This window comes from Pantoea dispersa (assembly GCF_014155765.1).
Lineage (GTDB): Bacteria > Pseudomonadota > Gammaproteobacteria > Enterobacterales > Enterobacteriaceae > Pantoea > Pantoea dispersa.
The window spans coordinates 1-1,772 of the sequence record NZ_SCKT01000025.1; the positions used below are offsets into that span (position 1 = coordinate 1).

The following is a 1,772-nucleotide window of genomic DNA, read 5'->3' on the forward strand; positions in this document are numbered from 1 at the left end:
AAGCTGCGGCAGCGACACTATGTGTTGTTGGGTAGGGGAGCGTTCTGTAAGCCGCTGAAGGTGAACTGTGAGGTTTGCTGGAGGTATCAGAAGTGCGAATGCTGACATAAGTAACGATAAAGCGGGTGAAAAGCCCGCTCGCCGGAAGACCAAGGGTTCCTGTCCAACGTTAATCGGGGCAGGGTGAGTCGACCCCTAAGGCGAGGCTGAAAAGCGTAGTCGATGGGAAACAGGTTAATATTCCTGTACTTGGTGTTACTGCGAAGGGGGGACGGAGAAGGCTAGGTTATCCGGGCGACGGTTGTCCCGGTTTAAGCGTGCAGGTGTGAAGACCAGGCAAATCCGGTCTTCTTTAACACTGAGGCGTGATGACGAGCCGCTACGGCGGTGAAGTAACTGATGCCCTGCTTCCAGGAAAAGCCTCTAAGCTCCAGGTAACACGAAATCGTACCCCAAACCGACACAGGTGGTCAGGTAGAGAATACCAAGGCGCTTGAGAGAACTCGGGTGAAGGAACTAGGCAAAATGGTGCCGTAACTTCGGGAGAAGGCACGCTGGCGCGTAGGTGAAGGGACTTGCTCCCGGAGCCGAGGCCAGTCGAAGATACCAGCTGGCTGCAACTGTTTATTAAAAACACAGCACTGTGCAAACACGAAAGTGGACGTATACGGTGTGACGCCTGCCCGGTGCCGGAAGGTTAATTGATGGGGTTATCCGCAAGGAGAAGCTCTTGATCGAAGCCCCGGTAAACGGCGGCCGTAACTATAACGGTCCTAAGGTAGCGAAATTCCTTGTCGGGTAAGTTCCGACCTGCACGAATGGCGTAATGATGGCCAGGCTGTCTCCACCCGAGACTCAGTGAAATTGAAATCGCTGTGAAGATGCAGTGTACCCGCGGCAAGACGGAAAGACCCCGTGAACCTTTACTATAGCTTGACACTGAACATTGAGCCTTGATGTGTAGGATAGGTGGGAGGCTTTGAAGCGTGGACGCCAGTCTGCGTGGAGCCAACCTTGAAATACCACCCTTTAATGTTTGATGTTCTAACGTAGGCCCGTGATCCGGGCTGCGGACAGTGTCTGGTGGGTAGTTTGACTGGGGCGGTCTCCTCCCAAAGCGTAACGGAGGAGCACGAAGGTTGGCTAATCCTGGTCGGACATCAGGAGGTTAGTGCAATGGCATAAGCCAGCTTGACTGCGAGAGTGACGGCTCGAGCAGGTGCGAAAGCAGGTCATAGTGATCCGGTGGTTCTGAATGGAAGGGCCATCGCTCAACGGATAAAAGGTACTCCGGGGATAACAGGCTGATACCGCCCAAGAGTTCATATCGACGGCGGTGTTTGGCACCTCGATGTCGGCTCATCACATCCTGGGGCTGAAGTAGGTCCCAAGGGTACGGCTGTTCGCCGTTTAAAGTGGTACGCGAGCTGGGTTTAGAACGTCGTGAGACAGTTCGGTCCCTATCTGCCGTGGGCGCTGGAGAATTGAGGGGGGTTGCTCCTAGTACGAGAGGACCGGAGTGAACGCACCGCTGGTGTTCGGGTTGTCATGCCAATGGCACTGCCCGGTAGCTAAGTGCGGAAGAGATAAGTGCTGAAAGCATCTAAGCACGAAACTTGCCCCGAGATGAGTTCTCCCTGACCCTTTAAGGGTCCTGAAGGGACGTTGAAGACGACGACGTTGATAGGCCGGGTGTGTAAGCGCAGCGATGCGTTGAGCTAACCGGTACTAATGACCCGTGAGGCTTAACCTTACAACGCCAGAGGCGTTTT

1 rRNA gene is annotated in these 1,772 nt (G+C 54.5%); it reads left to right on the top strand.

The features are described from left to right. Positions 1–1,753, top strand: a 23S ribosomal RNA gene (locus tag H7K56_RS23110); the annotation flags it as partial. Between the last annotated feature and the right edge of the window lie 19 nt (positions 1,754–1,772).